At 38.9% G+C, this 24,891-nt stretch carries 21 protein-coding genes and 5 pseudogenes; 14 read left to right on the forward strand and 12 right to left on the reverse strand.

What is annotated here, in order from left to right; genetic code table 11:
- The gene (locus ACLKL2_RS09100; RefSeq protein ID WP_113819244.1) at window positions 1-798 is read left to right on the forward strand and encodes a Cof-type HAD-IIB family hydrolase; all 798 of its coding nucleotides are present in this window, start codon (window positions 1-3) and stop codon (window positions 796-798) included.
- A 101-nt stretch (window positions 799-899) separates the two neighbouring features.
- Here ACLKL2_RS09100 and yaaA read toward each other — a convergent pair.
- The 3 genes and pseudogenes from yaaA to ACLKL2_RS09115 form a co-directional block, all read right to left on the reverse strand.
- Window positions 900-1,675: pseudogene (gene yaaA / locus ACLKL2_RS09105) on the reverse strand (peroxide stress protein YaaA).
- Between the two features lie 66 nt (window positions 1,676-1,741).
- Entirely contained in the window at window positions 1,742-2,851 is a 1,110-nt protein-coding gene (locus tag ACLKL2_RS09110; RefSeq protein WP_413694150.1) for a PilT/PilU family type 4a pilus ATPase, read from the reverse strand.
- Between the two features lie 9 nt (window positions 2,852-2,860).
- Window positions 2,861-3,896, reverse strand: a pseudogene (locus tag ACLKL2_RS09115) (type IV pilus twitching motility protein PilT).
- 20 nt (window positions 3,897-3,916) lie between these two features.
- Between ACLKL2_RS09115 and ACLKL2_RS09120 the strand changes: the two are divergent.
- From ACLKL2_RS09120 to ACLKL2_RS09150, 7 genes and pseudogenes are all read left to right on the forward strand, one after another.
- Window positions 3,917-4,609 carry a YggS family pyridoxal phosphate-dependent enzyme gene (locus ACLKL2_RS09120; RefSeq protein WP_113819240.1) on the forward strand — a complete coding sequence of 231 codons (693 nt, stop codon included), beginning with the start codon at window positions 3,917-3,919 and terminating at the stop codon, window positions 4,607-4,609.
- A gap of 24 nt (window positions 4,610-4,633) precedes the next feature.
- Window positions 4,634-5,457 (forward strand): annotated as a pseudogene (gene proC, locus ACLKL2_RS09125) (pyrroline-5-carboxylate reductase).
- Window positions 5,458-5,494: 37 nt separating this feature from the next.
- Window positions 5,495-6,040 carry a YggT family protein gene (locus tag ACLKL2_RS09130; protein ID WP_113819238.1) on the forward strand — a complete coding sequence of 182 codons (546 nt, stop codon included), beginning with the start codon at window positions 5,495-5,497 and terminating at the stop codon, window positions 6,038-6,040.
- Window positions 6,041-6,205: 165 nt separating this feature from the next.
- Window positions 6,206-6,817: an XTP/dITP diphosphatase gene (locus ACLKL2_RS09135; RefSeq protein ID WP_113819237.1), complete on the forward strand. Its 612-nt coding sequence runs from the start codon at window positions 6,206-6,208 to the stop codon at window positions 6,815-6,817.
- Between the two features lie 63 nt (window positions 6,818-6,880).
- Complete coding sequence (gene hemW / locus ACLKL2_RS09140) at window positions 6,881-8,026, forward strand: radical SAM family heme chaperone HemW (RefSeq protein ID WP_413694290.1); 1,146 nt, start codon at window positions 6,881-6,883, stop codon at window positions 8,024-8,026.
- 16 nt (window positions 8,027-8,042) lie between these two features.
- Window positions 8,043-8,795: an AzlC family ABC transporter permease gene (locus ACLKL2_RS09145; protein ID WP_413694151.1), complete on the forward strand. Its 753-nt coding sequence runs from the start codon at window positions 8,043-8,045 to the stop codon at window positions 8,793-8,795.
- Window positions 8,792-9,109 (forward strand): AzlD domain-containing protein, encoded by a 318-nt coding sequence (locus ACLKL2_RS09150; protein WP_113819234.1) that lies wholly within the window; start codon window positions 8,792-8,794, stop codon window positions 9,107-9,109. The genes ACLKL2_RS09145 and ACLKL2_RS09150 overlap by 4 nt, the downstream gene beginning before the upstream one ends.
- A 101-nt stretch (window positions 9,110-9,210) precedes the next feature.
- Here the strand turns inward: ACLKL2_RS09150 and recA are convergent, their stop codons facing one another.
- Both recA and ACLKL2_RS09160 read right to left on the reverse strand, forming a co-directional pair.
- On the reverse strand, window positions 9,211-10,260 hold the full coding sequence (gene recA, locus ACLKL2_RS09155; RefSeq protein ID WP_413694152.1) for a recombinase RecA: 1,050 nt from the start codon (window positions 10,258-10,260) through the stop codon (window positions 9,211-9,213).
- A gap of 90 nt (window positions 10,261-10,350) precedes the next feature.
- The gene (locus ACLKL2_RS09160; protein ID WP_413694153.1) at window positions 10,351-10,863 is read right to left on the reverse strand and encodes a CinA family protein; all 513 of its coding nucleotides are present in this window, start codon (window positions 10,861-10,863) and stop codon (window positions 10,351-10,353) included.
- Window positions 10,864-10,908: 45 nt separating this feature from the next.
- Here ACLKL2_RS09160 and mutS point away from each other — a divergent pair.
- The 5 genes and pseudogenes from mutS to ACLKL2_RS09185 all read left to right on the forward strand — a co-directional run bounded on the left by mutS (window position 10,909) and on the right by ACLKL2_RS09185 (window position 17,613).
- Window positions 10,909-13,500, forward strand: a pseudogene (gene mutS / locus ACLKL2_RS09165) (DNA mismatch repair protein MutS).
- 808 nt (window positions 13,501-14,308) lie between these two features.
- Window positions 14,309-15,448 carry a Na/Pi cotransporter family protein gene (locus tag ACLKL2_RS09170; RefSeq protein ID WP_113817419.1) on the forward strand — a complete coding sequence of 380 codons (1,140 nt, stop codon included), beginning with the start codon at window positions 14,309-14,311 and terminating at the stop codon, window positions 15,446-15,448.
- A gap of 214 nt (window positions 15,449-15,662) precedes the next feature.
- The gene (locus tag ACLKL2_RS09175) at window positions 15,663-16,361 is read left to right on the forward strand and encodes a response regulator transcription factor (RefSeq protein ID WP_413694154.1); all 699 of its coding nucleotides are present in this window, start codon (window positions 15,663-15,665) and stop codon (window positions 16,359-16,361) included.
- A complete protein-coding gene (locus ACLKL2_RS09180; RefSeq protein WP_413694155.1) occupies window positions 16,361-16,801 on the forward strand; it encodes a hypothetical protein in 441 nt (146 codons plus the stop codon). Before ACLKL2_RS09175 ends, ACLKL2_RS09180 begins: the two co-directional genes overlap by 1 nt.
- Before the next feature lie 20 nt (window positions 16,802-16,821).
- Entirely contained in the window at window positions 16,822-17,613 is a 792-nt protein-coding gene (locus ACLKL2_RS09185; RefSeq protein WP_413694156.1) for a sensor histidine kinase, read from the forward strand.
- Between the two features lie 77 nt (window positions 17,614-17,690).
- Here the strand turns inward: ACLKL2_RS09185 and ACLKL2_RS09190 are convergent, their stop codons facing one another.
- Window positions 17,691-18,266: a nucleoside triphosphate pyrophosphohydrolase family protein gene (locus ACLKL2_RS09190; protein WP_413694157.1), complete on the reverse strand. Its 576-nt coding sequence runs from the start codon at window positions 18,264-18,266 to the stop codon at window positions 17,691-17,693.
- An 84-nt stretch (window positions 18,267-18,350) separates the two neighbouring features.
- Window positions 18,351-19,657: pseudogene (gene guaD / locus ACLKL2_RS09195) on the reverse strand (guanine deaminase).
- A 299-nt stretch (window positions 19,658-19,956) separates the two neighbouring features.
- On the opposite strand from guaD, the gene ACLKL2_RS09200 reads away from it, so the two are divergent.
- Window positions 19,957-21,417, forward strand: a complete 1,461-nt coding sequence (locus ACLKL2_RS09200) for a hypothetical protein (protein WP_113817412.1) — start codon at window positions 19,957-19,959, stop codon at window positions 21,415-21,417.
- 44 nt (window positions 21,418-21,461) lie between these two features.
- Here ACLKL2_RS09200 and ACLKL2_RS09205 read toward each other — a convergent pair whose 3' ends face one another.
- Genes ACLKL2_RS09205 through ACLKL2_RS09225 form a run of 5 tightly spaced genes read right to left on the reverse strand, consistent with a single transcriptional unit; the run spans window position 21,462 to window position 24,888 of the window.
- Window positions 21,462-22,343, reverse strand: a complete 882-nt coding sequence (locus tag ACLKL2_RS09205) for a metal ABC transporter solute-binding protein, Zn/Mn family (RefSeq protein WP_413694158.1) — start codon at window positions 22,341-22,343, stop codon at window positions 21,462-21,464.
- Window positions 22,276-23,220: a metal ABC transporter permease gene (locus tag ACLKL2_RS09210; protein ID WP_413694159.1), complete on the reverse strand. Its 945-nt coding sequence runs from the start codon at window positions 23,218-23,220 to the stop codon at window positions 22,276-22,278. The genes ACLKL2_RS09205 and ACLKL2_RS09210 overlap by 68 nt, the downstream gene beginning before the upstream one ends.
- Window positions 23,220-23,801: a metal ABC transporter ATP-binding protein gene (locus ACLKL2_RS09215; RefSeq protein ID WP_413694291.1), complete on the reverse strand. Its 582-nt coding sequence runs from the start codon at window positions 23,799-23,801 to the stop codon at window positions 23,220-23,222. Before ACLKL2_RS09215 ends, ACLKL2_RS09210 begins: the two co-directional genes overlap by 1 nt.
- On the reverse strand, window positions 23,693-23,950 hold the full coding sequence (locus ACLKL2_RS09220; protein ID WP_413694160.1) for an ATP-binding cassette domain-containing protein: 258 nt from the start codon (window positions 23,948-23,950) through the stop codon (window positions 23,693-23,695). The genes ACLKL2_RS09215 and ACLKL2_RS09220 overlap by 109 nt, the downstream gene beginning before the upstream one ends.
- Window positions 23,950-24,888 (reverse strand): metal ABC transporter solute-binding protein, Zn/Mn family, encoded by a 939-nt coding sequence (locus ACLKL2_RS09225; RefSeq protein ID WP_413694161.1) that lies wholly within the window; start codon window positions 24,886-24,888, stop codon window positions 23,950-23,952. The genes ACLKL2_RS09220 and ACLKL2_RS09225 overlap by 1 nt, the downstream gene beginning before the upstream one ends.
- Window positions 24,889-24,891 lie beyond the last annotated feature (3 nt).

The following is a 24,891-nucleotide window of genomic DNA, read 5'->3' on the forward strand; positions in this document are numbered from 1 at the left end:
ATGTATCAAATAGCTATTTCAGATCTGGACGGAACATTACTTGGTCCAGACCACCAAGTATCAAATGAAACAAAAGCAGTGGTCAAGCAATGGAAGCAAAGTGGTAAAAAGTTTGTGATTGCAACGGGCCGTCACTATATTGAAGCGAAACAAATCCAAGATACCTTAGGTGAGCCAATTCCACTAATCACCTCTAATGGCGCTCGTGTGCATGACCAAGATGGTAATATCGTCTTACAACAAAACTTACCTCAGGATATCGCAACTGCCATCTGTGAGATGGATTTTGACCCAGCAGTACAAGTTAACCTATTTACTGACCAACAATGGTATGCAAACTTCTCTCTACAGGCATTAATGGGCATGAGTATTGATAGCAACTTTATGTGTAAAGAGGTCGACTTAAAGACCCTTGATCAATCGAACACCATTAAAATATTCTTTTGGGGAGAAAGAGACAAACTCAACCAAATTTATAATCGATTAAATGATGCTTTTTCAGATAGAGTGAACCTCACCTTCTCGCTTGATAAATGTTTAGAAGTGATGGAAGCGAAAACCAATAAAGGGATGGCTGTTGACGCTGTTTTAAACTCAATGGGCTTTACTGCAGAACAAGGAATCGCCTTTGGTGATGGGATGAACGATGTGGAGATGCTACGAAAAATTGGAACGCCAATATTAATGGCTAATTCACAAAAAGATCTATTAAACTCACTGCCTAATGCAGAAGTGACTAAGTCTTCTAAAGAGCATGGTGTTGCTGTGAAACTAGCAGCTATTCTCGGGCAAGCTTAAACTACCTAGCCACAAAACCTAAAGTTAACACAATAAAAAAGCCGATTTACTGAGGTGCTCTCAATAAATCGGCTTTTATTAATCATAAGATAATAAATTGATTATTGCTCTTCGCGTTGGAAGACCAGATCTGTTTCGCTTGAAGCAGCTTCCACGAAGTAATACCCCGCTTCAGTAAATGCTTTTAGCTGTTCAATATCAGTAACTTCATTTTCCATGATGTAACGCGCCATTAAACCACGGGCTTTTTTAGCGTAGAAACTGATCACCTTATATTGACCATTCTTTTGATCTTTAAAAATCGGCGTAATTACTTTCGCTTTTAAGGCTTTAGGTTTTACCGCTTTAAAATATTCGTTTGATGCTAAGTTAATAAGGTACTGTGAATCCTGTGTAGCTAACTGTTTATTTAATTCATCAGTGATCAAGTCACCCCAGAATTGATACAGGTTAGTACCACGTTCGTTATCTAAACGCGTCCCCATTTCAAGACGGTACGCTAACATTAAATCTAATGGGCGTAATAAACCGTATAAACCAGACAAAATACGCAGATTTTTTGTGCATATTGTAATGTGCTTTCGCTTAATGTTTCCGCTTCAAGACCAGTGTAAACATCACCTTTAAATGCAAATAAACATTGCTTAGCATCATTATCTAATGAAAAAGGTGTTTTCCATTCTGCAAAGCGAGCCACATTTAAGCCTGCGATTTTATCGCTAACTTTCATTAGTGACGCAACATCTTGCATCGACAGTTCTTGGCAACGATTAATTAATCGCTGACTTTCCGACAATAAGCTAGCTTCTGTGAACTCAGAAGTGGTTGCCGGTGTTTCAAAATCTAAGGTTTTAGCTGGAGAAATAACAACTATCATATTTTTTCCTAATCTTTAAAAATAAGGCAATACTCCTCAGCCCTATTTAACTTTCATTCACAGACATCAGTCGATAGTAAACTCATTTAAGCTATCCGAAGCGAGTTTAGAACTTGAGCCCACTTTTAATTTAATCATTAAGCGGAGATCATTGGCTGAATCTGCATGTGCTAGTGCTTCACTATAACTAATTTTTGAGTCCGAATATAATTTAAATAACGCTTGATCTAAAGTTTGCATTCCCGCTTGTTTAGATGACTTCATAATATCTTTTAACAGGTGGCGCTCACCCTTTCGAATTGCATTAGATAATGCAGGTGAATTCACCATCACCTCAAAAGCAGCCACACTACCTTGTTCATCTAATGTTGGGATAAGACGTTGTGCAACAATCGCTTTTAAGTTAACCGCAAGCTCGTTTAAAAACTGGTTATGACGCTCTTCAGGCATATAATGTAACATTTGCTCCAAGGCTTTCTCAGCGCTGTTAGCATTAATTGTCGCCATGCTTAAATAACCAGTTTGTGCATGACTGATAGCATGAGACATACTCACTGTACTGCGGATTTCACCTTGTACAATGACATCAGGCGCTTGGCGAGTTGCATTACGTAACGCTTCTTCAATTGAGTCAGTATCTAACCCAACTTCACGCTGGGTTACTACTGAACGTGCGTGCTCATGTACAAATTCAATGGGATCTTCAATGGTTAAAATATGCCCGGATGCATGTTGGTTACGAAACCCTACCATAGCGGCCAGCGTTGTTGACTTACCTGAGCCAGTCGGTCCAACAAACAAGACTAAACCGGACTTAGCCATACAGATCTCTTTTAGTTGATCTGGTAAGTACAATTCATCACTGGTAGGAATTCTGTCATTGATTCTGCGTACCACCATACCTGGGCTACTTTTTTGCATAAAAGCACTGATCCGAAAACGCCCTAAGCCTTCAATATGAATTGCAAAATTTGCTTCTTTTTGGCTTTTGAATTGGGCGAAGTCGTGTTCATCCATAGTAAGTGCTAATAAATTATAAATATCTTCGGGAGCCATATTATCATCGGACAAGGAAGATAAACGCCCATTGAGTTTTACTGTAGGCGGCAAGCCAGCCGAAATGTATAAGTCTGAGGCTTTTAACTGATCTAAAGAACCTAATAATTTATCTAGCATACCTACTCCTTAAAATGTTTTAGGGTCCATCGCTTTTGAAGCAGCATCTTCATAAGCTACAAAACCTTGAGCAACCAAATCTCGTAAACATTGATCTAATGTCTGCATTCCGTGGACTTTACCGGTTTGTATAACCGAGTACATTTGCGCCACTTTATCTTCACGAATTAAGTTTCGAATAGCAGGAATACCTATCATGATTTCATGAGCCGCAATACGACCACCGCCATTTTTCTTAAGTAGGGTTTGTGAAATAACCGCACGTAATGACTCTGATAACATTGAACGAACCATGGCTTTTTCAGCGGCTGGGAATACATCAACAATACGGTTAATGGTTTTTGCAGCAGAGGTTGTATGTAGAGTACCAAATACTAAATGGCCTGTTTCAGCAGCAGTTAATGCTAAACGAATCGTTTCTAAGTCTCGCATTTCACCAATCAAAATAACATCAGGATCTTCACGTAATGCACTACGTAACGCCATTTCAAAATTTAAAGTGTCTTTATGTACTTCACGTTGGTTAATCAGTGATTTTTTCGCTGTGTGCACAAACTCAATTGGGTCTTCAATGGTTAAGATATGCTCATTACGAGAATCATTAATATAATCAACCATTGCAGCTAGTGTCGTTGATTTACCAGAACCCGTAGGCCCTGTCACCAATACGAGACCACGCGGGTAATCTGAAATATCTTTAAAAATAGAAGGCGCGCCTAATGCTTCTAGGGTTAACACTTCACTTGGAATGGTACGAAATACTGCAGCAGAACCACGGTTTTGATTAAATACATTCACACGGAATCGAGCAAGGTCTTTAATTTCAAAAGAGAAATCCGTTTCTAACAACTCTTCAAAATCTTTACGTTGTTGGTCACTCATAATGTCATAAATTAAATTATGCACCTCTTTGTGCTCTAAGGCAGGCATGTTTATTTTACGTACTTCCCCATCCACACGAATCATTGGAGGAACACCTGCAGAAAGGTGTGAGATCTGATGCTTTATGCTTTACACTAAAGGCTAATAATTCCGTTATATCCATAATTTAAAAATCCTAATAATATGACTAATATACCTAACAATATCGTAGCTGTTGAACAAAAAATAGCCCAAGCTAGTATAAATGCACAACGCCAAGACAAAGTGCGGTTATTAGCTGTGAGTAAAACCAAACCGGTTTCCTCAATTAAACAGGCTTTCTTACAGGGTTTATCTCACTTTGGAGAAAACTATGTACAAGAAAGCGTAGAGAAAATTCAACAAATAAAAATAGATCCAGAGTTTGATAGACCCATTCACTGGTATTTTATTGGTCCATTACAATCGAATAAAACCCGCCCTGTTGCAGAGCATTTTGATTGGGTACAAAGTGTGGACCGTTTAAAGATAGCACAACGTTTAAGTCAACAACGCCCAGATGATATGCCAGACCTTAATATTTGCTTGCAAGTTAATATTAGCGGAGAACAGAGCAAATCGGGTACTACTTTATCGCAAGTATTAGAATTGGCAGCACAAATTCAAGATCTGCCGCGTATAAAACTTCGTGGTATCATGGCGATTCCGCAGAAAAGTGACGACCCAAAAATAGTCGAGGAACAATTTTTAGCATTGCATGAAATTTATCAAACCCTACAACAGCAATATCAAGATATCGATACACTGTCGATGGGAATGAGTGGCGATTTAGAAAGTGCAATTAAATGCGGCAGTACCATGGTACGCATTGGCACCGACATTTTTGGCGCACGATAAAACGTTAATAAAAGGAAAAACATAATGCAAGATAAGAAAATCACCTTTATTGGTGCAGGCAACATGGCTGGCAGTATCATTAATGGTTTAGTAAAAGGTGGCTACCCAGCCAACTTGATTTGCGCATCAGCACCTAGTTTAACCAATACTCAACAACTAGCGGACGACCTAGCAATTACAGCAAGCCAAGATAATAACCAATCTGCAACTTGGGCAGATGTGATTGTATTAGGCGTTAAACCACAAATGATGGCCGATGTGTGCCAAGCATTGGTAGATGGTGGCGTTGATTTTTCTAATAAATTAGTGATTTCAATTGCAGCCGGTGTTTCTGTAACACGTTTCCAATCAGTATTGGGCGAAAATACGGCCGTGATTCGTACTATGCCAAACACCCCTTCTTTATTACAAAAAGGCATGACAGGTTTATTTGCATCACAACAAGTGTCAGCACAAGACAAAGATTTTGCTAGTGAACTCATGAGCGCAGTAGGTGAAATTGTATGGGTTGAAGATGAAGCACAAATTAATGGTGTGATCGCAGCAGCTGGTTCAGCACCCGCTTATTTTTCCTATTTATGGAATCAATGCAGAAAAAAGCGATGGAGATGGGCTTCAGTAAAGAAGATGCACGTTTACTGGTACAACAATCTGCCATTGGTAGTGCTGAAATGGTAAAACAAAATGCACACCTAGACCTTGAAACTCTTCGTAATAACGTTATATCTAAAGGAGGTACAACTGCAGAAGCTATTCGTACCTTCAACGAGCTAGACCTACCAGAAATCGTAGGTAAAGCGATGCAAGCTGCATCAGATCGCGGCGCAGAAATGGAAAAACTATTTTAACCCATTGCTATAAACATTCTATAAAAGGTAGAAATAAATGAATGCAGTTAACTTTTTAATCGATACCGTTTTTGACCTGTATCTAATGGTGGTTTTATTACGTGTTTGGTTACAACTAGCAAGAGCAGATTTTTATAATCCATTCAGCCAGTTTATTGTAAAAGCAACACAACCTGTTGTTGCGCCTCTACGTCGTATTATCCCACCTATTGGCGGATTAGATACCGCGACGGTATTATTTGCATTTGTTGTTGCAGTTGCAAAAATTTTGGTACTAAGTGCCGTACTAAACTATGGGATTAACTTACCTATCGTATTAGCTTCTGGTTTATTTATCTTAGTCACTGCGATCTTTAAACTGCTATTCTGGGTATTAGTAATACGTGCAATCTTAAGTTGGGTTAGCCAAGGTCAACACCCTGTTGAAGCTGTCATGATCCAATTAACTGAACCATTGCTTCGTCCTATTCGTCGTATCATTCCACCACTAGGTGGTTTTGATTTATCGATGTTAGTGGTATTACTTGGCTTACAATTTGTAGAAAAATTAGTGACGGACTTACTGGCACAAATACTCGGTTAATCACCTTCTGAATGACCGTAATATAAGGTATGGCGAAATATCCTCGCCATACCTACATCTCTTCATAACTTTCCTTCACCTCCGCTAACAAAACAGTATAATCCCCCAATAACAGCAAAAAATAATCACACGCTTTATTTTCAATGATAAATGTTAGGAAATACGATGAAACAAAAATGGGTACTGGCCACGGGCAATCAAGGCAAAGTAAAAGAGATGAGCGAATTACTGAATAGTTTTTCTATTGAAGTTTTACCGCAAAGCCAATTTAATGTGCCAGATGTACCAGAAACAGGTACAACTTTTGTTGAGAATGCGATTATTAAAGCACGCCATGCATCTAAGCTGACAGGATTACCAGCCATTGCCGATGATTCTGGTTTAGAAGTCGATTTCTTAAATGGTCAACCCGGGATCTACTCTGCACGTTATGCTGGAGAAGGTGCAACAGACAGAGATAACATCGATAAGTTACTGTCAAAGTTGGTGGGTATTAACCCAGAACAACGTAAAGCACGTTTTCAATGTGTACTGGTTTATCTTCGCCATGAGCTAGATCCAACGCCTATTATTTGCCAAGGCACGTGGGAAGGTAGCATTACAGAAGCAGTATTAGGTGAGCAAGGTTTTGGTTACGACCCAATATTTTGGGTTGAAAGCGAACAATCAACCTCTGCACAACTCACTAAACAACGTAAAAGTGAATTAAGTCATCGCGGTAAAGCATTAACTCAATTAGTGAGTTTACTAAAAGAGCAGTTATCAGCTAACGCGTAAACACAACTTTCGCTATTCAGGTATTTTAAAGCGACTTTTATAGTCGCTTTTTAGATTGGAAAAATTAATGTTACAACTTCCCCGCTCAGTTTATATGTTCATATCCCTTGGTGTATTGAAAAGTGCCCCTATTGTGATTTTAATTCTCACAAACTAAAGGGAGAGATACCTGAACAAGAATACTTAAATGCATTAATAGATGACTTAAAACAAGACTTACGTTTTGTGCAAGGACGTCAGCTATTTAGTATTTTTATTGGTGGTGGTACACCGAGCTTAATTTCAGCTCCAGGTATTAAATGGCTATTGGAAAATATTCAAGGATTAATTCCTTTCCAAGAGGGAATTGAAATCACCCTAGAAGCAAACCCAGGTGCGATTGAAAATCAAAAAATCGCTGACTTTAAAAGCGCTGGTATCAATCGTTTCTCATTTGGAGTACAAAGCTTCCAACAGGATAAGCTCACTAAGTTAGGGCGAATTCATGGTGTGGAAGAAGCAAAAACAGCTGCCAGACAAGCACACCATGTGGGCATGAAAACCTTCAATCTAGACTTAATGCATGGGTTGCCAAACCAAAGTTTAGATGATGCAATGAGCGACTTAAACACTGCTATCGAACTTAACTCAACGCACCTGTCTTGGTATCAATTAACCATTGAACCAAATACTCAATACTTCTCTCATCCTCCTAAATTACCCGATGATGAAGTACTTTGGAGCATTCAAGAAGCAGGATTAAAATTATTAGCTGAGCATGGATATCAACAATATGAAATATCTGGTTATAGCCGACCAGGTTGGCAGTGTCAGCATAATTTAAACTATTGGCGTTTTGGTGATTACCTTGGCATTGGCTGTGGCGCACACGGTAAGTTGTCATTGCCTCTTGAAAATAAAATAGTACGTACCACTAAAATCAAACACCCTAAAGGTTACTTAGAGCCAAGTCGGCCGTTTATGGATGATTGCATTAATGTAAATCCAGATGACTTAGTCTTTGAATATATGATGAATCGCCTTCGCCTAATGGAAAGCTTTAATTTTTCTGAATTTGAAGATTACACAGGCTTGAACCGTTCAGCATTAAACCCAGCATTACAACAAGCAGAGCAAAAGGGATTAATAAGTGTCACGGCTGAAACTGCTCAGGTCACAGAATTAGGTCATCGTTATTTGAATGAATTATTAACTATGTTTATGGATTAATAGTAGGTATTTAAGTATGCAAACAAGCAGTCAGGCAACTACAGTCAAAAAAGCGGAATTTATCGGCGGCGTAAAAGCTGCGATCCCTTTAATTGTGGGCGGTATTCCTTTTGGTATTTTATTTGGCACTTTAGCACCAAGCAGTGGATTATCGGTGTGGGCAACCATGGCGATGTCGTTAATTGTATTTGCTGGTTCAGCGCAGTTTATTGTGTTGGCACTGATTGCAGTTCAAGCGCCTTTGGAAGTCATTCTATTGACCACTTTTGTGGTCAATTTACGTCATTTATTATATGCAACGGCATTAGTGCCTCATATTAGTCACTTGTCATTTCCATTACGTAGCTTGTTAGCCTTTGGTTTAACTGATGAAACCTTCGCTAATATGAGCCAACGCTACCAACCTAACTCTCCCTTAGGTGATGACCATCAGTTTGCGCACTTCTTTTATCTTGGCTCAATGTTTAGTTTTTATGTGAGCTGGTCATCCGCTACTGCAATTGGCTTAATATTAGGTAATGTTATCCCAGATATGACCAGCTGGGGATTAGAGTTTGCTATGTCAGTGACTTTCATTGGTATGGTTGTTCCTTACCTCAACACTAAAGCCATGTTCAGTGCTATGCTCAGTGCCGCTATCGCCTCTTTATACTTTGCATATTTACCTAATAAATTAGGGCTTATTGTGAGTGCATTAATTGGCGTTGCAGTAGGATTAACTGTGGTGCATTTTCAAAAATCCCCGCTTTCTCAGGAGAAACAAGTATGAGTGAAGTTTGGTTAATCCTAGGGATGTTTGTTATCACCTTTGGCATTCGATTTGTTATGTTCGCCTTTGCTGGGAAAATTAACTTTCCAATCTGGATGCAGCAGTCCTTAAAGTTTGTGCCACCAGCGGTATTAACGGCCATTATTGTTCCGGCGGTAGTGATGCCAATGGGTGAGATCGATTTCAGTTGGCACAATGTGTATTTGCTCGCGGCGATATTTAGCGTAGTGATTAGTGTGGTCACTAAAAGCCTGCTTAAAACGATCTTCTTTGGTATGTTGCTATTTCTATTACTGAAATTTTTGATGGGCTAATAGCAATTATATTAAGCACCAATTAAGCAGCAATAAAAAAGCCGATGTGGTTTAAACATCGGCTTTTTTATTTAAGGCTAACGGATAGCTTGAGTGATAGCTTACTCTGGTGCTGGACCGTCTTGCTCTTCAGTTTCTGGTGTTAATACTGGTTTAGCCAGTAAAATCTCACGTAACTTGCCATTTAGCTCTTCAGCTACCGCAGGGTTTTCTTGTAAGAACTTACAAGCATTAGTCTTACCTTGACCAATTTTGCTACCGTTGTAAGCGTACCAAGAACCTGATTTTTCAACTAAATCTTGCTTAACACCTAGGTCGATTAATTCACCTAAGTTGTTAATACCTTGACCGTATAGGATTTGGAATTCAGCTTGTTTAAATGGTGGAGATACTTTGTTCTTAACCACTTTAACACGTGTTTCATTACCAGTAATTTCATCACCGTTTTTAACAGCACCAATACGGCGGATATCTAAACGTACTGACGCATAAAATTTAAGTGCATTACCACCTGTCGTGGTTTCTGGGTTACCAAACATAACGCCAATCTTCATACGAATTTGGTTAATGAAGATACACATAGTGTTAGTTTGTTTAATGTTACCCGTTAGTTTACGTAATGCTTGTGACATTAGGCGAGCTTGAAGACCCATGTGTGAATCGCCCATGTCACCTTCAATTTCAGCTTTTGGTGTTAATGCAGCAACCGAATCGACAATGACAACACCCACTGCGCCAGAACGAACTAGCATGTCACAGATTTCTAATGCTTGCTCACCCGTATCAGGCTGAGAAATAAGTAACTCATCAACATTTACGCCTAATTTTCTTGCGTAAGATGGGTCAAGCGCATGCTCTGCATCGATAAATGCACAGGTTTTACCCTGTTTTTGTGCTTCAGCAATCACTTGTAATGTCAGCGTTGTTTTACCTGAACTTTCTGGTCCGTAGATTTCAACAATACGACCGTAAGGCAAACCGCCTATGCCCAACGCAACATCTAATCCTAATGAACCCGTTGACACTGATTCTATTTCCATCATTGCTGCGGCACCGTCTCCAAGACGCATGATTGAACCTTTACCAAATTGCTTCTCAATTTGGCCTAACGCCGCGGCTAATGCTTTATCTTTATTTGCGTCTTGACTCATTATTTTCTCCAGTGGTTTTGATTTTTTACTGTATATGCAATCAGTATACTGCCCATTTATACAGTATCAAGTTTTTTATTAAAAATATCGCTATATTTGTGCTGATCCTAGCGCATCTGCGTTCTCTATTAAACCTAATAACGCTAAACGAATGGCCTGTGTTCTTACTTCTGAGCGGTTACCAACAAACAGGTAACTTTCTGTCTTATGACCGCTGTGTGCGTTATACCAAGCAATGCATACTGTGCCAACGGGTTTTTCTTCACTGCCACCTTCAGGACCAGCGATGCCACTAATAGCCACAGCAATATCCGCATCTGAGTTTTTTACTGCGCCAATAGCCATTGCATTCACCACCTGTTTAGAGACGGCGCCAAATGTATTAATCAATTCAGGGTCAACGTCTAGCATTTGAGTTTTTGCTCCATTACTGTAGGTAACAAAACTACGATCAAACCACAGTGAACTTCCAGAAATTTCTGTAATAGCGTATGCTACACCACCACCGGTACAGGATTCTGCAGTTGTCGCGACTAAGCCAGCATTAGTTAATTTTTCACCTAATGCGAGCGCTAATTCTTTAACGGTTTTTTCAGTTAGCATAATTTTCCGCCTTTTTTAGAAATAGTTATTTTAAGTGTATTCATTATGAAGCCAACAGCACAAGAATTAAAACAGCATACTCCCATGATGCAACAATTTTTAACCTTAAAAAGTGAGGTACCAGACACCTTACTATTTTATCGTATGGGCGACTTCTACGAATTATTTTTTGAAGATGCACGTAAAGCATCACAATTATTAGGTATATCGCTAACCCAACGTGGCAAAACTGGCGGTAATGCAATCCCTATGGCCGGTGTTCCTTACCATAGCGTAGAGGGATATTTAGCGAGATTAATTAATCTAGGTGAATCCATTGCTATTTGTGAGCAAGTTGGCGATCCGGCGACGAGTAAAGGTCCAGTTGAACGTAAGATAGTACGTATTATCACACCAGGAACGATCACCGATGAAGCCTTGTTAGATGATAAGCAAGATAACTTACTGTGTTCTGTGTATCAACAAGGTGATAACTTCGGTATCGCATCACTTGATATTGGTAGTGGGCGTTTTATTGTTAATGAATTTGCTAAAGCAGAAGCCTTGCAGGCAGAAATACAACGTTTAAATCCTGCAGAGTTACTTTATCCAGATAACTTTGAATCGATCGAACTTATTGAACATCTACCTACTATTCGCCGACGCCCTGAATGGGAATTTGAATTTGGTACCTGTAAGAACCTATTAACCCAACAATTAGGGACACAGGACTTAGTGGGTTTTGGTATTGAGCAATCACACTTTGCTATTTGTGCTGCTGGCGCAGTATTACAATATTTAAAAGATACACAACGTACCGCATTAACACATATTCAATCAGTCACATTAGAGCAAAGCACTGATACAGTTATTTTAGATGCAGCAACACGCCGTAACTTAGAATTGACCTTTAACCTCTCAGGCGGAACCGATAATACCCTAGCACAAGTTCTTGATACCACTGTGACACCTATGGGTAGCCGTTTATTAAAACGTTGGATCCACCAGCCTGTGCGTAATTTAACCGTGTTGAATTATCGTCAAACCATGATCCAAACATTAATGGATTTTGATTTAACTGATGCGTTGTCTATTCCATTAAAACAGATTGGCGATATTGAACGAGTGATTGCTCGCTTAGCTCTTCGCTCTGCTCGTCCTCGTGATTTAACACGTTTACGTTGTGCTTTCTCTTTACTGCCTGAATTACAACATTTGATTGCGGAGTTACCGAAAGAGTTAGTCGCTACCTTAAGTGAAGAGATGGGAAATTACCCTGAATTATTAAATTTACTAGAAACAGCGGTGATCGATAACCCGCCTGTATTAATCCGTGATGGTGGCGTAATTAAAGAAGGGTATAATGAAGAGCTAGATCATTGGCGTAATTTATCAAAAGGAACAACAGACTACTTAGAAGCGCTTGAACAGCGTGAACGTGAAAGTACCGGCATTAGTACCTTAAAAGTAGGTTATAACCGAGTACACGGTTACTTTATTGAAATTGGACGTAGTCAATCAGACAAAGTACCCGAGCACTATGTACGTCGCCAAACCCTAAAAGGTGCTGAGCGCTATATTATTGCTGAGTTAAAAGAGCACGAAGAGAAAGTCCTCTCTAGCCAAGGGAAAGCATTGGCATTAGAAAAGAAACTGTATGAACAGCTTATTGATCTCATTGTTACCGCATTTAAGAAGCTTACAATTTACTGCCAAAGCGTTAGCGGAATTAGATGTACTTAATACCTTAACGGAACGAGCATTAACCTTAAACTACGTTCGTCCTGTTTTACAGAAAGAAAATGGCATTAACATTCAAGAAGGTCGTCACCCAGTCGTTGAACAAGTGAGTAAAACACCGTTTATTGCTAACCCTGTTGATTTACATAATGACAGACGTATGTTGATTATTACCGGCCCGAATATGGGGGTAAATCGACCTATATGCGTCAGGTTGCCTTAATGGTACTGATGGCACATATTGGTAGTTTTATTCCAGCAGAAAGTGCAACCATTGGTCCAATTGATCGCATCTTTACGCGTATTGGTGCATCCGATGATTTAGCCAGCGGACGCTCTACTTTTATGGTTGAGATGACGGAAACGGCTAATATTTTGCATAATGCAACGCCTAATTCATTAGTGTTAATGGATGAGATTGGTCGTGGTACGAGTACCTTTGATGGTTTATCACTGGCCTGGGCTTGTGCTGAACAGTTGGCTGAGAAAATACAAGCCTATACGCTATTTGCGACACACTACTTCGAATTAACCCGTTTACCAGAAACTATTCCTGAACTGGTGAATGTGCACCTTGATGCTGTAGAGCATGGTGACAGCATCGCCTTTTTACATGCATTACAAGAAGGTGCGGCGAATAAGAGTTATGGTCTACAGGTAGCTGCTTTAGCTGGGGTTCCTAAAAATGTATTAGAGAATGCCAAAATAAAGTTGCAGCAACTAGAATCCAACTCTATACAAACAGAGGCAACAACAAACAACATAGAGCAGCCTGTAATGATACAACAACAGGCAAGTTTAGCCTTAGAAGCGCCAGAGCCTCACTATGCTGTTACGCTACTGCAAGATATAGATCCTGATGAATTAACTCCTAAGCAAGCATTAGCCATGTTATACCAATTAAAAGAGCAGCTATAAGGCTTTATTAAAACAAAAAATACATGGCAATATTACTGTCATAAAACTTTGTTTAAATAGTTTCTATTGAACTAGGTGCTCTTACTCAGTCCTCAATCTGCATATAATCTAAAAGCGACTCAATGAGTCGCTTTTTTGTACTCGTGACACTCCCCCATTATACTTTTAAAAGCACTAATATTCTGTTGCCACACTCATCTCTTACTTAACGACCTATTTAATACCAATCATAGTAAGTAACTGATCTATTTTACTTGTTAAAACAACTTATTTTTTCGTTGTAAGTTTCGTATAGGGAACAACCATTTACATCAACTTACGCCTCAAACTAAGCCATTTTTCCGGCGCAAAATTTAGATCAGTTATTTAATACAATTGGTATAAGCAATACATTAACCAAGCGATATAACCTCAGTTCTGGTTGATGGAAGCGAAACATTATATAAAATCAGAAAGTTAAATCATGTAATAGACAATACTGCTAGTTGTGCGTAGTTCAAGGCAAATTATTGAAGCAATAACGGGTTATTGAGCAATAATTTAACGCAGAAATCCGTATCAATAGCGGTATTGACTCGCTTTTCTTAACCAGTCTTGAGGTTATATAGAAGGTAAACCATTAATTTAAACCACTCTCTTTTCCCTAGTAACCTCTCTTTTGTTAATTATGACAATAATATTTCAAAAAAATTATCAAATTATTACAATTGAAATATTTCTGTAATATTTCTCTGTTTTAATCGCCCCGATGTAAATAAAACAGATTAAATAATTGAGTAAAACCACTTCAGTAATAGGCGTGAAAATAATGAAAAATGAACATAACAACACTACATTAAACCAGTATTTAAATTGGGCTGCAGTCCTCTTTTTAGTCTATTGTATGTTAGTTGCTGTTAGCAGTGTAAGTAGTGGTTTTAAGCTATTTTCAGGTGGTGCAGCGGGAGCAGCTGAAATATTTCAATTTGCTAGCAACCCACTAATTGCACTTATCTTAGGTACATTAGCCACGGCATTAGTACAATCATCTTCAACGGTAACCGCCGTCACTGTGGGCCTGGTTGCAGGTGGCTTACCCATCTCTATTGCAATTCCATTAATCATGGGTGCCAATATCGGCACAACCATTACTAACTCCATCGTATCGATCGGCCACGTTCGTAATAGTGATGACTTTAAACGCGCCTTTAGTGCCGCCACTGTACATGACTTTTTTAACTTAATTGCTGTACTTATCTTCTTACCACTAGAATTAATGTTTGGTTTATTAGAGAAAATGGCCGGTATCGCTTCACATTTACTAGTTGGTAGTGCGGATATGTCGCTAAAAGGCTTCAACTTTATGAAACCTCTCACTAAACCCGGTGTAAATATTGTGTCTGATATCGCTTCTATAATACCAGGCAAATTTGCAGGTATTGCAATGGTAGTGATTGGTGTTTCACTTATCTTATTCTCAGTGACTTTCTTAGGAAAAGTGTTAAGAAAAGTATTAGTGGGTAAAGCTAAAGCCATCTTACATAATGCATTAGGCAAAGGGCCAGTAGCAGGTATTACTTCAGGTGCAATAATGACAGTGATGGTGCAATCTTCTTCTACCACAACCAGTCTGATGATCCCTTTAGCTGGTAGCGGTATGTTTACTACACGTCAAATATACCCATTTACTTTAGGGGCAAACATTGGCACGACCATCACAGCATTATTAGCTGCAACCGCTATCTCGGGTGAAATGGCCGAGGCAGCATTAACTATTGCTTTAGTACACTTCCTATTTAATTTGTTAGCCGTTATCGTTATTTACGGTATTCCGTTCCTACGTGAATTACCTTTAAAAGGCGCAGAGAAACTAGCAGAAGTCGGCACTAAAAATAAATTCTTGGCCTTTGGTTATGTGATCGGTACTTTCTTTATCTTACCAGGGTTGATTTTAATTGGTGTCCGTTAAATGAGACTAATACCAACCACACTAAGTAACTGATCTACTTTACTTGTTAACATAATTGATTTAAAAAACATCTAGGTAAACTCCCAATAAAAGCGACTCAATGAGTCGCTTTTTTGTATTCCCAAACCTTGCCGACAAATTAACCTTTCATTAACCCATTTATTGCTATTATTTTATATACAATAGACGCAGGTTATATAAATAGAGGTTGTTCATGGATATAGATAAATTACAGTTATTATTAGTCGAGGATGATATCGACTTAGCCACCGCTGTAATTGATTACTTTGAACTAGAGAAAATCCAATGTGACCATGCCGCCAATGGTTTATCTGGTTTTAATCTAATTAAATCCAATCATTACGATGCGGTTATTTTAGACTTAAATTTACCTAAAATGGACGGTCTGACGGTGTGTGATACGTTAAGAGCCGAGGGCATTGACGTGCCTATTTTGATGTTAACAGCCAAAGATACACTAGATGACAAACTACAAGGCTTTGCCAAAGGTGCAGATGACTATTTAGTGAAACCTTTTGCCATGGAGGAGTTAATTGTACGCATTAAAGTGTTATCACGTCGCAGAAGTGCACAAGCAAAAAAATTAATCATCGGCGGTTTATCCTTAGACAATGAACAACAGATAGTCACTCGAGATGAACACCGTCTCAAACTATCACCTATCAGCTTTAAGATTTTAGAAACATTAATGTTAGCTAGCCCTAACCCCGTCAATAGAGAAAAATTAATACAAAGTGTATGGGGAGAAGAGCAGCCCGACAGTAATAGTTTAAAAGTACATATGTTTAATCTCAGAAAAGCCGTTGATGGACAAGGTGAAAATAAACACCCAATTAAACTTATCCATACCCTAGTAGGATATGGGTTTGTGTTAAAAGAAGAACAAAAGTAATGAAAATAAAGCCCAGTTTACGCCTCTATTTTTTGGTAGTGATGATCATCACAGGCATCACGACTATTACACTCATGTCTATTGTCAGCTTTAAATATTTGATCACCGGATTAGATTTTTCAATACGTAAAGAAATGCGCACCCAAGCCTATCAACTTCCCGTTTCTGCAGGCAACCCGATCAAGCTTAATAACTTTATTATCGCGAGTACTTTTAATGACTTACCTGATTCAATAAAAAACAAAATCGATGAAAAAGAGATGGAAGTCGGTAAACTCGTTAAATATATTGAAGGCAGCCCATTATTTTCACCACCTAAGGCTGGCTATTTTGCGATGAAACTCAAGCGTGATGATGAAATACGTTTTGTGGCCACCTTGTTTTTTTCTGAGGTCGATAAACACTCGAAAAGCGGATTATTTCCTCCTTTAAATACTTAGTCTTAATTGCCATCGCTGCTATGGCTCTTTTTGCTTTAGTTCCCTACTTTATTTTACGTAAAGTCACTAACCCCATCGAAAATTTAATGACTTGGGCTAAAAAACTCAATAAACAGCAGTTAACTCAACCCGCTCCTGACTTTCACTACAGTGAACTGAATAGCTTAGCTGAAATAGTAAAATCTAGCTTAAAATCAGTACAAGAAAGCTTAGAGAGAGAGCAGCAGTTTTTAGGTTATGCGAGCCATGAGTTACGCACACCAATCGCTATTACCCGTACTAATACAGAACTATTGCGCAAGATGATTGAAAAAAATATCAGTACAGAGAAACAGTTACAGGTATTAGATCGTATCGAGCGTGCCAGCTTAAATATGACTAACCTGACTGAAACCTTACTATGGTTAAATCGCCAAACAGACAAAACGGTGCCATTAAGTACAATATCGCTTGGGCAACTTACCCAACAACTACTTAATGACTTACACTACCTATTAAATGGCAAAAAAGTACAAATACAGATACAAACAGATCAAACAGAGCAACAGCTACCCGCAGTATTATGCAGAATCATCATCAACAATTTGCTCCGAAATGCATTACAACATACTAATGAAGGTAAAATCATCATCACCCAATCTGCTCATCAGTTAATTATTCACAACCAAGACTTATCTGAAAACATGCTAGAAAATGATTTAGGCTTCGGTTTGGGGTTAGAACTAATAGAGCGTTTAGTGAAACACTATGAATGGCAATACAAGAATGTCGCTAAAGATAACGGGCATTATGTAGAGATTAACTTTGTCTGAATCAATAAACAAAAAAAGCCAAAACACCTGGCGGTCTTTTGGCTTTATAAACATTGTTTGTTCAAAATAAAACGTGATTAATTCACTAACGGCGCCAAATCAGCAGGACGATAATACACTGATTTCAATACCTTACCTTTACGCACGAGCTTATTTTCTAACTGCACATCTTCAGCACATTTAGCAATAATAAAATCACCTTTAACACTGTCCGTTAATTGCACACCCTGCTTAGCATAAAAAACGACGGTATCGTCGAACTCTTGTTGGTTGCGGCATACCTTACTCATGTTACTTGAGTGCACTTCATTCCAGCAAGTAATGAAATCAATATCACGCTGTTTAGCAACATTTAAAAACAGATCAATTAAGTAAGAAATCGCTAAGTTATCTTCAACTTTTTTATCACCTAAATGCACCAAGCGTCCCATCAATACATACACACTATCTACAATAGCGTCAGCTTGCTCAACTTTATCAGGTGCTTCAGCTAACTCAGTTAACTCTTCGATGATTAATGAAGTGTGTAATTCATCAGCTTTTTCATCCATACTTTCAGGTGCATTACATTGTAGATCAAAAGTTTCTCTAAACTGCGTAATATCCTTATAAAGCTTGGTGTAAAGTTCAGTCGTTAATTGCGTTAGTTTCATGGTATTTCCTATCTGTAACAGCGTCATAGCAAAGTCTAAATTTAGCGCCCTATTATAGACAGGAAAAGTATTTAAATATATGGATTACGCTGCGCTATAGACTAATTTCCCAGCAACATAGGTAGATTGGATATTGCGCTCATCGCCTAACATCATTAACGCAAAGAGTTTATCTTGTAGATTGTTTGAATTCTCAAGGCGTAACGCTTGTAGGTCAGTTGCCGCCCAATCTAATACAATAAAGTCAGCCTCTTTTCCAGGTGCTAAATTTCCCACTTTATCAGCCATGCTCAACGACTCTGCACTGCCTAAGGTCGCCATATATAACCCTTTAAAGACGGAAAGCGTTTGCCCTTGTAATTGCATAATTTTATAAGCTTCACTTAAAGATTGCAGTTGAGAAAAGCTGGTACCTCCCCCACATCAGTTGCTAAGCCAACTCGCACTTTAATATCATCGGCTTTTTCTAGATTAAATAAACCGCTGCCTAAAAACAGGTTAGAGGTGGGACAAAATGCAATCACCGAGTCACTGTCCACCATGGTTTGCCACTCTTGATCAGTCAAGTGAATACAATGCGCAAAGACACACTTATCGCCCACTAACCCGTAATGATCGTAAACATCAAGATAACCAGCACGCTCAGGGAATAATGATTTTACCCATTCAATCTCATCTTTATTTTCTGAAAGATGCGTTTGTACGTAAACATCAGGGTATTCAGATTTTAACTTACCCGCCATGGCTAATTGCTCTGGTGTAGAAGTAGGTGCAAAACGTGGGGTGATCGCATATTGTAAACGGCCTTTATTATGCCATTTATCAATTAACGCTTTAGACTGGTCATAACTGGATTGCGCGGTATCTAATAGGTAATCCGGCGCATTACGGTCCATCATCACTTTACCCGCAATCATACGCATATCTATTTTATCCGCTTCTTCAAATAAAGCATCGACGGACTCAGGGTGAACCGTCCCGAAAACAAGCGCACTGGTTGTGCCATTCTTTAATAGCTCATTAATAAAAAATGTCGCTATTTTTTGCGCATAGGCTTTGTCTGCAAACTGTTTTTCTGTTGGGAACGTATAGGTTTCTAGCCACTCTAATAGTTGTTCACCGTAAGCGGCAATCATCTCTGTTTGTGGATAATGAATATGCGTATCGATAAAACCAGGCATAATTAATTGCCCACGTTTATCTTCTAATTGAGGATATAAATCTGCACTTTCTTGTGAAAATGCAGTCAATGAACTGACTTTGCCATTTTCAGTAACCAAAATACCATCGGCAATGTATTGGTATGCGTCTTCGACATTATCAACTTTTGCAGGATCATTAAGGAAGTGTAAAAAGCTCGCGCGGATAGCTGTAATAGATTTTTGGTTCATAAAATTCGCCCATAGTTAAATTGAGATTAAAAAAATAACTATGATTTTTGACCTGTTTTTAGCAGGCCCTTGTTCAAGGGTTTTTATTATTAACAACCGAAAATCACCAAAAGCTAAGTTAATATAGCCAATTTTTTTCAAATCTGAAAGTACTAATTGCATATTATTATCATCTAAGAAAACACTCTTATTTAAAATATAAATAAAATAAATAACCATAAAAAGTTAATTAATTCACAGCTTTGTCATTACAAAGAGTAATGATATAGCTATAATAAAGGCCCACTAAGGAGGACCCATTGCCCAACATCGCTTTAAAGAAAGACGGAAAATTATCGTTTAAACTCACCCACCATATGACACAAGGGACGTTTAGACGCATCGATTTATATTTTTCTTTACCAAAAGAGATGGGCATTAATAAAAACACCTTATCGGAAAGTGATTACTTCAATGCAGGCATAGATGGGCGCCGCGCTTACCATACTCATGGATTGCATTTACCACTGTTACATCGCCGTTTTGCAAGCCGAATGAAACGCTCAACCTCAGAATACAAAAGCAACCTAAACATGTTTGCTTACCAATATATTTCAGCTTTAGAAACAGATGCCAATGAAGTGATCGCAATTGGTGAAAATGAAGGTTTAGAAGCGTTTTATGAATCTGCCACTGAGTTAGCAGAGCACTGCTTAGATATCTTAAAAAAGCACCGTGGCCACCACCCTAAAAGCACTAAACTTAACTCTATTTATGAAAACGTAGATAACTACTTATCTTGGTTCACCGAACAAACGATTCTACGTATGTTGGCCAAAAAACCACGACAAAGTGCTTTTTCAGAGACTCGCTTATCGCTACTTGCGATTTGTGATACTGAAAGTGAATACCGTAAGAAAAAAGGCTACAACTCTGACTCTACCTTAAAAGATCCTAACCGTATCGCCAATAAAATGCGTTTATTACGTCGTTTGATTGAATACAGTGTTATTTTCAAAAGCAAAACTATCGTCCTGGGTAATATCACTCGTAAGGTGGTAACAGGTGTTGCGACTGCGTTATTAATGAGTGTGGTATTAGTCTTAATTATCAAAACCCAAGGCGCCTTTAGCCAGTTAACCGCATTGATGGTCTTTATACTATCGATTATTTATGGCGTTCGTGAAGTCTTTAAAGATGACTTTAAGAATATTCTGTGGCGTTGGATACGTAAGGGTAAGCCCAAATGGGCGCGCACTTTGTACGACTCAACCAATCAACATGAAATGGCCAAACAAAAAGTGTGGTTAGATTACACCAGCAATGCAAGGCTGCCTCACCAAACTAAGGCCTTGTTAGCCGAACGCAATACGCAAAATAAACAAAGTGCGCAGCTATTACATTATCGTATTGAAAGCCGTATCAGTAAAAATGGCTTTCAAGCTGGTTACGATACCATTGAGGAGAATATTTTATTTAGCTTACGCCCGCTGACTCGTTATGCAGAAGGTGGTACAGGTAAGGTATTTGAGCGCTTAAATGCGACTAATAATAAAGATAAAATACAAAGCACAACCATTGAAAGGCGCTACCAAATCAACATCATTGTCGCTGTTGACCAAGGTCAGTATTTAGAGCAGTTTGAACGCTACCGAATCACTTTAAATCGTTCTGGTATCGTGGAAATAGTAAAGGCGGGAGAAGCAAAAATTAAAGACCCTTCGGATAGAAAACGTCAATCCAAACTGTCTTCGTTATTGCATATCAAGCGGCGCACCTAACTTATAAAGAGTGGTTATCCAATATCGGATAACCACTCGATACGCTAAAACAACCAGGGTTGTAATGGGTTTTCTAAGCTGATCCCTTTACTGCCCCAACGGTCGATACTATTCACCTGTAAAATATGCTCAAACTCAGGCAATAATTGTTTCAATTGAGCAGAGACCTTTCTAGTGGTTAAAATCCACAATTCTGGTGATTCTTCAATTAAGGCTTTTAACTGCGCTTTATCTTCAGCTGTCCAGTTCAATGCTTCTTTGAACTGGCGATCGACCACAAACAGTTGATTCGCCGAAGCAAAATCTTCGAGCTGATCTGAGAGTAATACAACTGAATCGATCCCTTTATCGAACAAAATACTTTGCTGTTGATTAATCAATTGACGGATATCAATCAATAATTTTTGCTGGTTTTTTTCAATGACCTGCTGTTGTTCTGGCCAAATACGTTTTAAATCATCACTGACAATACTCAACATAGTGCTCAAGTTATTAGGGTTAAGCCAAGCATAAATAGACGTGTTACCACTGCCTAATTGTACTGTTGCAATACCCTTTGCTCTTGGTGAAATTGACTGAGAAGCATCCACCTCAATCATCTTAATATTCCCCTGTCGCGCATAAGCAAAGAGTGGGTCTTGAGGCCAAAGAGAACGTAATGTAATCGCCACTGTCGCTTGTTGAGCTTCAGCCATTACTTTGGCTTCACCTTTTGTTGCAAACCAATTACCTAAACGCTCAATACCGTATCGCTTAGGTGCAAGGTAAGTTGTTGTAACTGGCGTCCCCTTCATTAACTGAGTCGCTAACATGTAGGTCACAGGCGTTGTTGTAAGGATATCTTTGGCCATTACCTGACTAGGTAAGAACATGCTTACTAATAGCATTAAACCAGTCACAGATGGTAAATAAGTCATTTTTTTCATCGTTATTTTCTCCTACAATACGCGTAACCGTAGCGATTAAAAAGAAACTTGCAGACACTAGAATGATTGATGCACCAGATGGAATTGGCCATTTAAGTTCCATTGGTAATAAGGTACCAATAATGCAGCTTAAGGTAGCAAGAAAAGAAGATAGCAACACAAAACTGCCCATACTTTTAGTCATTAAACGAGCAGTAGCACCTGGAATTAATAACAATGCACCTACTAGCACTGCTCCCACAATTTTCACTGCTGCTATTGTGACAAGAGTAATCATCATCACAAACAGGTAATCGTAAAAGTGAGTATTGTAACCGCGGACTTTGGCAATATCAGGGCTGATAGACGCCAATAAAATACGATTAAAAGTAAACATTAACCCTACAATAATCAGTAAACAACTTAGACCTAACACCAATAAATCAAAGTCTGTAATAGTTAATATAGAACCAAATAATACATTCTCTAACATGTGGATATTAATTTTACGCGCCACATACATTAACAACGCAGCACCACCAGCTAAAGCAACCGCAAGGAATACACCTACTAGGGTATCGTAAGGCACAGCGGTACGATTACGAACAAAATGCAATAACAGAGCAAAGATCATGCAGAAACAAAATAAACCAATAATTGGGTTTTCTGGTGGTTCGCCTAATAACACCCCAATTGCAATACCAGTTAATGCTGCATGGCCAACCGCTTCAGAGAAAAACGCTAAGCGTTTTGCAATAACCAGCGTCCCCAATCCACCGAGTAAAGGCCCAACTAACAAAGCAGCCACTAAAGCATTAATCATAAATGCATAACTGAAACTTTCACTTAACCACCCAGCTTCCGCGCCTTGGCTTGCCAATAAACGTAATGTATCCATTATGCAATCTCACTTTTTTGCTGACTTGAGTGGTGACGATAATGGTTAAATAGTCTCTCAATTTTACTTGGTTTTAACACCTCTTCCGCTTGACCACTTTCTAATAACATACCATTCACCACGTGTACCGTCGCTTGTAAACGGCGAACGGCGCTAATGTCATGATGAACAATCAGAATAGTCTTCCCTTCTTTCACCAAGTCATTAATTAACGTTTCAAAATAACGTACACCTTGTTCGTCCATGCCATTGGTTGGCTCATCTAAAATAAGCAAATCGGGATCATCTAATAAGGCTTGTGCAAACAACACACGTTGTTGCTCTCCACCCGATAACTGTCCCATGCGGAACATAGCACGGTCTTCCATGCCTAATCGAGCTAGCTGCTGTAATGCTTTTACTTTATGCTTTTTATTAAAATTGAAAAACAGCGGTGAGCGACTTTGATTTAATAAAATAAAATCCAGTACTGTCAGCGGTAAGCTTGGCTCAAAAGTGGCTTTTTGCGGTACATAACCGATCTTGCCTTTGCTTTGTTGCCATTGAAATTGAATATCGCCTTTAAAAGGGTTAACCCTAATATTGAGCGTAATAAGGAAGTCTTCCCTCCGCCATTCGGCCCCATCACTACATGGCATTGGCCGGCACCTAAGGTTGCGCTGACTTTTTCCAAGATAATATTGTTTTCATAACGTAAACTAACGTCATCTAATACGATAGCAGGCCCCATTACTTACTACCTCTGTTCGCTGCAGTGTATTTCATAGCTTCCACTAATGTATCTATATTTTGCTGCATTTCGATCTCTACTTTATCTAATCGATAAGCACCATGAGTCATGTGTGAGAAACGGTATAATTTAATGCCCGTCTCTTTTTCAATAGTATCCACGTAACGATTAGGCATATTCAATTCATAAAACAGTACATCAATACCCGATTCACGAATCTTTTCAATGGTCTCTTGTAGTTGGCTAGCGCTTGGCTCAACACCATGAGCAGGCTCAATAACGGCAGATACTTCAACACCAAACTCCTGCAGAATATAACCGTAGGCATTATGTGTGGTTGCGACCCTCATACCTGCGGTATTGATGTCACTTAATTCGATCATCGCTTGATGCTTCATTTTTCTAAATTTTAAGGCGTATGCCCTGGCATTAGCGCGATATAACTTAGCATTATCAGGATCAATTTTGCTCATTTCTGTGGCAATGGTATAAACCTTTTGAATCGTAGTAGATACCCCGACAAAAGTGTGAGGGTTTACGACGCCTGTGCCTACTGATTGCCCCATTGCTGGTAATAAAGGCACATCTTTATTGGCTTTAACCACGATTAAGTCATCGCGGTTAGCGGCTTTAATCACTTTTAAGGCAAAGTCATCGTGACCGATACCATTGACAATAATCACATCCATCTGGTTTAAGCGACGTAAATCATTAGCTTGTGGTTGATAGTTATGTGGATTAAATCCTTCATCAACCAATGGTAATACATCAACATGGTCCCCCACTACCGCTTTTACATAGCTAAAGTAGGGTTGCAGAGTAATACCGACGGTTAATTTCTTGGCATAAATTGAGGTGCTACAGACCAACAACAAGAAGGTGATTGAGAGGCGTTTAAACATGATAATGGTCTCGCTACTAACAAATAAGGCCAACATAAT

Origin of the sequence: Psychromonas sp. KJ10-2, from assembly GCF_047323255.1 — a bacterium.
In the GTDB taxonomy this organism is placed as follows: Bacteria; Pseudomonadota; Gammaproteobacteria; order Enterobacterales; family Psychromonadaceae; genus Psychromonas.

Coding starts and splice junctions, on each gene's coding strand:
- ACLKL2_RS09100 (WP_113819244.1), top strand. CDS start 1: ATGTATCAAATAGCTATTTCAGATCTGGACGGAACATTACTTGGTCCA.
- ACLKL2_RS09110 (WP_413694150.1), bottom strand. CDS start 2,851: ATGCTAGATAAATTATTAGGTTCTTTAGATCAGTTAAAAGCCTCAGAC.
- ACLKL2_RS09120 (WP_113819240.1), top strand. CDS start 3,917: ATGACTAATATACCTAACAATATCGTAGCTGTTGAACAAAAAATAGCC.
- ACLKL2_RS09130 (WP_113819238.1), top strand. CDS start 5,495: ATGAATGCAGTTAACTTTTTAATCGATACCGTTTTTGACCTGTATCTA.
- ACLKL2_RS09135 (WP_113819237.1), top strand. CDS start 6,206: ATGAAACAAAAATGGGTACTGGCCACGGGCAATCAAGGCAAAGTAAAA.
- ACLKL2_RS09145 (WP_413694151.1), top strand. CDS start 8,043: ATGCAAACAAGCAGTCAGGCAACTACAGTCAAAAAAGCGGAATTTATC.
- ACLKL2_RS09150 (WP_113819234.1), top strand. CDS start 8,792: ATGAGTGAAGTTTGGTTAATCCTAGGGATGTTTGTTATCACCTTTGGC.
- recA (WP_413694152.1), bottom strand. CDS start 10,260: ATGAGTCAAGACGCAAATAAAGATAAAGCATTAGCCGCGGCGTTAGGC.
- ACLKL2_RS09160 (WP_413694153.1), bottom strand. CDS start 10,863: ATGCTAACTGAAAAAACCGTTAAAGAATTAGCGCTCGCATTAGGTGAA.
- ACLKL2_RS09170 (WP_113817419.1), top strand. CDS start 14,309: ATGAAAAATGAACATAACAACACTACATTAAACCAGTATTTAAATTGG.
- ACLKL2_RS09175 (WP_413694154.1), top strand. CDS start 15,663: ATGGATATAGATAAATTACAGTTATTATTAGTCGAGGATGATATCGAC.
- ACLKL2_RS09180 (WP_413694155.1), top strand. CDS start 16,361: ATGAAAATAAAGCCCAGTTTACGCCTCTATTTTTTGGTAGTGATGATC.
- ACLKL2_RS09185 (WP_413694156.1), top strand. CDS start 16,822: ATGGCTCTTTTTGCTTTAGTTCCCTACTTTATTTTACGTAAAGTCACT.
- ACLKL2_RS09190 (WP_413694157.1), bottom strand. CDS start 18,266: ATGAAACTAACGCAATTAACGACTGAACTTTACACCAAGCTTTATAAG.
- ACLKL2_RS09205 (WP_413694158.1), bottom strand. CDS start 22,343: ATGAAAAAAATGACTTATTTACCATCTGTGACTGGTTTAATGCTATTA.
- ACLKL2_RS09210 (WP_413694159.1), bottom strand. CDS start 23,220: ATGGATACATTACGTTTATTGGCAAGCCAAGGCGCGGAAGCTGGGTGG.
- ACLKL2_RS09220 (WP_413694160.1), bottom strand. CDS start 23,950: ATGGGGCCTGCTATCGTATTAGATGACGTTAGTTTACGTTATGAAAAC.
- ACLKL2_RS09225 (WP_413694161.1), bottom strand. CDS start 24,888: ATGTTGGCCTTATTTGTTAGTAGCGAGACCATTATCATGTTTAAACGC.